At 66.5% G+C, this 4,768-nt stretch carries 5 protein-coding genes and 1 pseudogene; all 6 read left to right on the forward strand.

Features of this window, described 5'->3' with window-relative positions; all coding sequences use genetic code 11:
- Positions 1-47 precede the first annotated feature (47 nt).
- Positions 48-1,274 (forward strand): annotated as a pseudogene (locus AAC997_RS19850) (chemotaxis protein CheA); the annotation flags it as partial.
- 2 nt (positions 1,275-1,276) lie between these two features.
- On the forward strand, positions 1,277-1,744 hold the full coding sequence (locus AAC997_RS19855) for a chemotaxis protein CheW (protein WP_340647434.1): 468 nt from the start codon (positions 1,277-1,279) through the stop codon (positions 1,742-1,744).
- Positions 1,741-2,619 carry a protein-glutamate O-methyltransferase gene (locus tag AAC997_RS19860; protein ID WP_340647435.1) on the forward strand — a complete coding sequence of 293 codons (879 nt, stop codon included), beginning with the start codon at positions 1,741-1,743 and terminating at the stop codon, positions 2,617-2,619. The genes AAC997_RS19855 and AAC997_RS19860 overlap by 4 nt, the downstream gene beginning before the upstream one ends.
- Positions 2,616-3,665, forward strand: a complete 1,050-nt coding sequence (locus tag AAC997_RS19865; protein ID WP_340647436.1) for a chemotaxis response regulator protein-glutamate methylesterase — start codon at positions 2,616-2,618, stop codon at positions 3,663-3,665. Before AAC997_RS19860 ends, AAC997_RS19865 begins: the two co-directional genes overlap by 4 nt.
- A complete protein-coding gene (locus tag AAC997_RS19870; RefSeq protein ID WP_340647437.1) occupies positions 3,665-4,054 on the forward strand; it encodes a response regulator in 390 nt (129 codons plus the stop codon). The genes AAC997_RS19865 and AAC997_RS19870 overlap by 1 nt, the downstream gene beginning before the upstream one ends.
- The gene (locus AAC997_RS19875; protein WP_340647438.1) at positions 4,051-4,608 is read left to right on the forward strand and encodes a chemotaxis protein CheD; all 558 of its coding nucleotides are present in this window, start codon (positions 4,051-4,053) and stop codon (positions 4,606-4,608) included. The genes AAC997_RS19870 and AAC997_RS19875 overlap by 4 nt, the downstream gene beginning before the upstream one ends.
- Positions 4,609-4,768 lie beyond the last annotated feature (160 nt).

Below are 4,768 nucleotides of genomic sequence, written 5' to 3' on the forward strand. Positions count from 1 at the left end.
GATGGTGACGCTCGCCGCCACTGCCGGCCGCTGCGCCCGCCCCGAACGCCGCGCCGGCAGTGGCGGCGAGCGTCACCATCCGCGTCGACCTGGATCGGGTCGACCGTCTGATCAACGCCGTCGGCGAGCTGGTTATCCAGCAAGCCATGCTGTCGCAAAGGGTCCTGGAGAGCGGCCTGGCGCGATCTTCCAATGTCGCGCTGGGTCTTGAGGACCTGGAACTGCTGACCCGGGAGATCCAGGACAGCGTCATGGCCATCCGCGCCCAGCCCGTGAAGTCGGTGTTCCAGCGGATGCCGCGACTGGCCCGCGAAGTGGCCGACATGACCGGCAAGCGCGTGAAGCTGGTGATGGAAGGCGAAGGCACCGAGGTCGACAAGACCGTCATCGAGCGCCTGGCCGACCCCATCACTCACATGTTGCGCAACGCCATCGACCACGGCCTTGAAGATCCCGAGGGTCGCGCCGCCGCCGGCAAACCCGCAGAGGGCCTGGTGCGCCTGCGCGCCCTGCACCGTGGCGGCCGCATCGTCATCGAACTGCAGGATGACGGCCGCGGCATCAACCGCCCACGGGTCCGTGGGATCGCCGTCGACAAGGGCCTGATCACCGAGGATCAAGTGCTGTCGGACGAAGAGATCGACAACCTGATTTTCCTGCCCGGCTTCTCCACCGCCGAGGTGATCTCCGACATCTCCGGCCGGGGGGTCGGCATGGACGTCGTGCGCCGCTCGATCCAAGGCCTGGGCGGTCGCATCTCCATCTCGTCTGAACCCGGCAAGGGTTCGAAATTCACCATGTCCCTGCCGCTGACCCTGGCGGTCCTGGACGGCATGGTGGTGACCGCCGCTGAGCAGACCCTGGTGGCCCCGCTCTCGGCCATCGTCGAAAGCCTGACGCCACGCACCGAGGACGTGCACTATATCGGCGGCAAGGACGCCGTTATCCGCATCCGCGACATCTTCGTGCCCTTGATCGACGTCGGCGTGGCCCTTGGCTTCCGTGAAACCGCCATCGATCCCGCCACCGGCGTCGCCGTCCTGGTGGAGAGCGAAGGAGGTGGCAAGGCCGCCCTGCTGGTGGAAGCCATCCAGGGCCAGCGCCAGGTGGTCATCAAGAGCCTGGAAGCCAACTACCAGCAGATCGACGGCGTGGCCGCCGCCACCATCCTGGGTGACGGCCGCGTGGCCCTCATCCTCGACGTTGACGCCCTCGTCACCACGCAGCGCCGCAAGCCGGCGGCGCGTCCCAGCGAAAAGCGAATGGCCAGCTGAGCATGACCGCGCCCGTCACCACCTCCACCGGAGCCGCCCGGGAACTCATCGCCTTCCGGATCGGCGACCAGGAATTCTGCGTCGACATCATGCAGGTGCGGGAAATCCGCGGCTGGACGACGGCCACGCCCCTGCCCCGCACGCCGGCCTACATGAAGGGCGTCATCAACCTGCGCGGCGCGGTGCTGCCGATTGTCGACCTGGGCGCCCGCCTGGGACTGACCACCGCCGAACCCAGCGCCCGCCATGTGATCATGGTGGTCAACCAGGGTCACCGGACCCTCGGCCTGCTGGTGGAAGCCGTCAGCGACATCATCAACGTCACCGAGGACATGGTGCAACCCACCCCGGACGTGGCCTGCGACCAGGTGAAGACCTTCGTGAAGGGCCTGTTCGCCATTGAGGGCCGCATGGTCAGCCTGATCTCTCTGGACCGTGTCCTGCCGGAAATCGAAGCGGAGGCGGCATGAGCAGTTTCCCCAGCAAGACCGGCAATCTCGTCGAGGGCGAGTTCCTCTTCACCAATGAGGATTTCCAGCAGATCGCCCAGATTCTGCACTCTCACGCGGGCATCGCGCTGGCCGAGGGCAAGGCGGCGTTGGTCTATTCGCGCCTCGCCAAGCGCCTGCGGTCGCTCGGCCTGCGTTCGTTCCGTGAGTACTGCGCCCTGGTGGAGGACGTCCGCGAGGTGGACGAGCGCCAGGCCATGATGGCCGCGCTCACCACCAACGTGACCCGCTATTTCCGCGAGCCGCACCACTTCGACCACCTGCGCGACGTGGTCCTGCCGCCCCTGGTGGACCGAGCCCGCAAGGGCGGCAAGATTCGCCTCTGGTCGGCGGCCTGCTCCAACGGCCAGGAACCCTATTCCATGGCCATCACGGTGCTCTCGGCCCTGCCGGAAGCCGCCAACCTGGACGTCAAGATCCTGGCCACCGACATCGACCCCAACATGGTCGCCGAAGGCCGTGCGGGAATCTATCGCGAGGATGCCGTGGCGCCAGTTCCTGTGGAATTGCGCCGCCGCTGGTTCAAGAAGCCCACAACCGGCGCCCAGGACAGCCGTTGGGAAGTGGCCGATGAGCTCCGCGCCCTGGTCGCCTTCCGCGAGCTGAACCTGATCGGCGACTGGCCCATGAAGGGCAAGTTCGACGCCATTTTCTGCCGCAACGTCGTGATCTATTTCGACGAACCGACCCAAGAACGCATCTGGAGTCGCTTCGCCCCCATGCTCAATCCGGGCGGCACCCTCTATATCGGCCACTCCGAGCGGGTGACCGGGGCGGCCACCAACATCTTCGAGACCACCGGTCTCACCACCTATGCCTTGAGGAGCGGCCGATGACGGTTGGAGTCCTCGTCGTCGACGACTCGGCGACCATGCGCGGCCTGATCGCGGCGGCCCTGAAGCGTGACCCGGACATCGAGGTCCTGGGCTTCGCCAACGATCCGCTGGAAGCCCGCGAGCAGATCAAGAAGCTCAATCCCGACGTGGTCACCCTCGACGTCGAGATGCCGCACATGAACGGCATCGAGTTCCTGGAAAAGATCATGCGCCTGCGCCCGACGCCGGTGGTCATGGTCTCGACCCTGACCCAGAAGGGCGCCGAGATCACCATTGAGGCCCTGGAGCTGGGCGCCGTCGATTGCGTCGGCAAGCCTGTGCCCGGCGGCGGGGTCAGTCCGCACGACGCCTTCGCTGACCTGGCTGACAAGGTGAAAGCCGCCGCCCGCGCGCGGGTGCGGCCCTACACCGGTCCAGTGGCGCCGGTGGAACGCGAGAAGAATTACGCTGCGGCTGGTGAACTGATCCTGGCGATCGGCTCGTCCACGGGCGGAGTCGAGGCCCTGATGACCATCCTGGCCAACTTCCCCGACACCTGCCCGCCGACGGTTATCACCCAGCACATGCCGGCGACCTTCACCAAGAGCTTCGCCGAGCGCCTGAACCGCATCTCCGGCGCCACGGTCGCCGAGGCCCACGACGGGGCGCGGCTGATGCCGGGCCACGTCTATGTCGCCCCCGGCGGCGTGGCTCACCTGGAGGTGGTCTCCTCCGCCCATCCGGTCTGCCGCCTGCGGGAGTCAGATCCGGTGAACGGTCATCGCCCCTCCGTGGACGTGCTGTTTGAGTCGGTGGCAAAGTTGAACCGTCCGTCCGTTGGTGTGATTCTGACCGGCATGGGGCGCGACGGCGCCGCGGGACTGGCGGCCATGCGCAAGGCCGGCGCCCGCACCCTGGGCCAGGACGAGTCCAGCTGCGTCGTCTACGGCATGCCCAAGGCCGCCTTCGAGATCGGAGCGGTGGAAAAGCAGGTCGGCCTGTCGCGTATGGGGCCGGCCATTCTCAATGTCTGCTCGGCCGCGGCCGTGTCTCAAAGGAGCGTGTGATGCCCGCCGCGTCCGCCCTGAAAACCCTGATCGTCGACGACCAGCAGACCATGCGGTCGCTGATCCGCACCAGCCTGCATGCGCTTGGGATCACCCAGACCCGGGAATCGCCCGACGGCGAAGAAGCCCTGCGCGCCATGCTGAGCCTGCCGGTGAACCTGGTGATCACCGACTTCAACATGCCCAAGCTCGACGGTTTGGGCCTGCTGCGCGCCATCCGAGCCCACGGTCCGACCTCGAAAGTGGCCGTGATCATGCTGACCGGACGGGCCGATCGCGAGCTGGTTCAGCGCGCGGTTCAATTCGGCGTCAATAATTATTTGGTCAAACCGTTCACGACACAGACCCTAAAAGAAAAAATCGAAGCGGTGTTTGGGCCCCTTTCATGATCTTTGAGAACGTCGCTAATCGACCTGGAAAACGGGTCCATGTCGTCCAGGGGGAGCACCATGTCTCCTCCGATCCGGACGTCATGCTGACGACGATTCTCGGCTCGTGCGTGGCGGTCTGCCTGCGTGACACGGCGGTCGGCTTCGGCGGCATGAACCATTTCCTGCTGCCCGAAGGTAAGGCCGAGGGCCTCGACGAGGGCCGCCGTTACGGCGCCTTCGCCATGGAGCTGCTGATCAACGAACTGCTGCGCAATGGCGGACGCCGCGAGCGCATGGAGGCCAAGCTGTTCGGCGGCGCCCGCATGTTCGGGGGCCTGTCCGACGTCGGCGCTTCCAACGCCGCCTTCGCCGAGAAATTCCTGCGCGACGAAGGCATTCCGGTGGTGGGCGGCAGCCTCGGGGGCTTCGGCGCCCGGCGCGTCCAATACTGGCCGACCACGGGCCGCGCGCAACAACGCACTGTCACCGACACCAACGAAGTGGCGCGTCTGAAGACGCCGCCCAAACCCGTTCCGGTGGTCGAGGACGATGGGGACCTGGAGCTGTTCTGATGAGCCAATCCACCGCCCAGACCCCTCAGGTCCTCGCCTCTCTGGCCAACGAGCTGGAACACGCCGGCGCGCTCTGCGACCGGCTGGAGATGCTGGTCACCCAGCTCGTCCGGTTCAGCCGCGGCGAGACCCTGGAGATCGCCCTGCACGAGGCTCAGAC

Origin of the sequence: Phenylobacterium sp. (genome assembly GCF_037968635.1) — a bacterium.
Taxonomy (GTDB): Bacteria; Pseudomonadota; Alphaproteobacteria; order Caulobacterales; family Caulobacteraceae; genus Phenylobacterium.

What these genes read in the sequence shown, in the direction of transcription:
- AAC997_RS19875 (WP_340647438.1), top strand. Translation starts at nt 4,051, where the DNA reads ATGATCTTTGAGAACGTCGCTAATCGACCTGGAAAACGGGTCCATGTC.
- AAC997_RS19870 (WP_340647437.1), top strand. Translation starts at nt 3,665, where the DNA reads ATGCCCGCCGCGTCCGCCCTGAAAACCCTGATCGTCGACGACCAGCAG.
- AAC997_RS19860 (WP_340647435.1), top strand. Translation starts at nt 1,741, where the DNA reads ATGAGCAGTTTCCCCAGCAAGACCGGCAATCTCGTCGAGGGCGAGTTC.
- AAC997_RS19865 (WP_340647436.1), top strand. Translation starts at nt 2,616, where the DNA reads ATGACGGTTGGAGTCCTCGTCGTCGACGACTCGGCGACCATGCGCGGC.
- AAC997_RS19855 (WP_340647434.1), top strand. Translation starts at nt 1,277, where the DNA reads ATGACCGCGCCCGTCACCACCTCCACCGGAGCCGCCCGGGAACTCATC.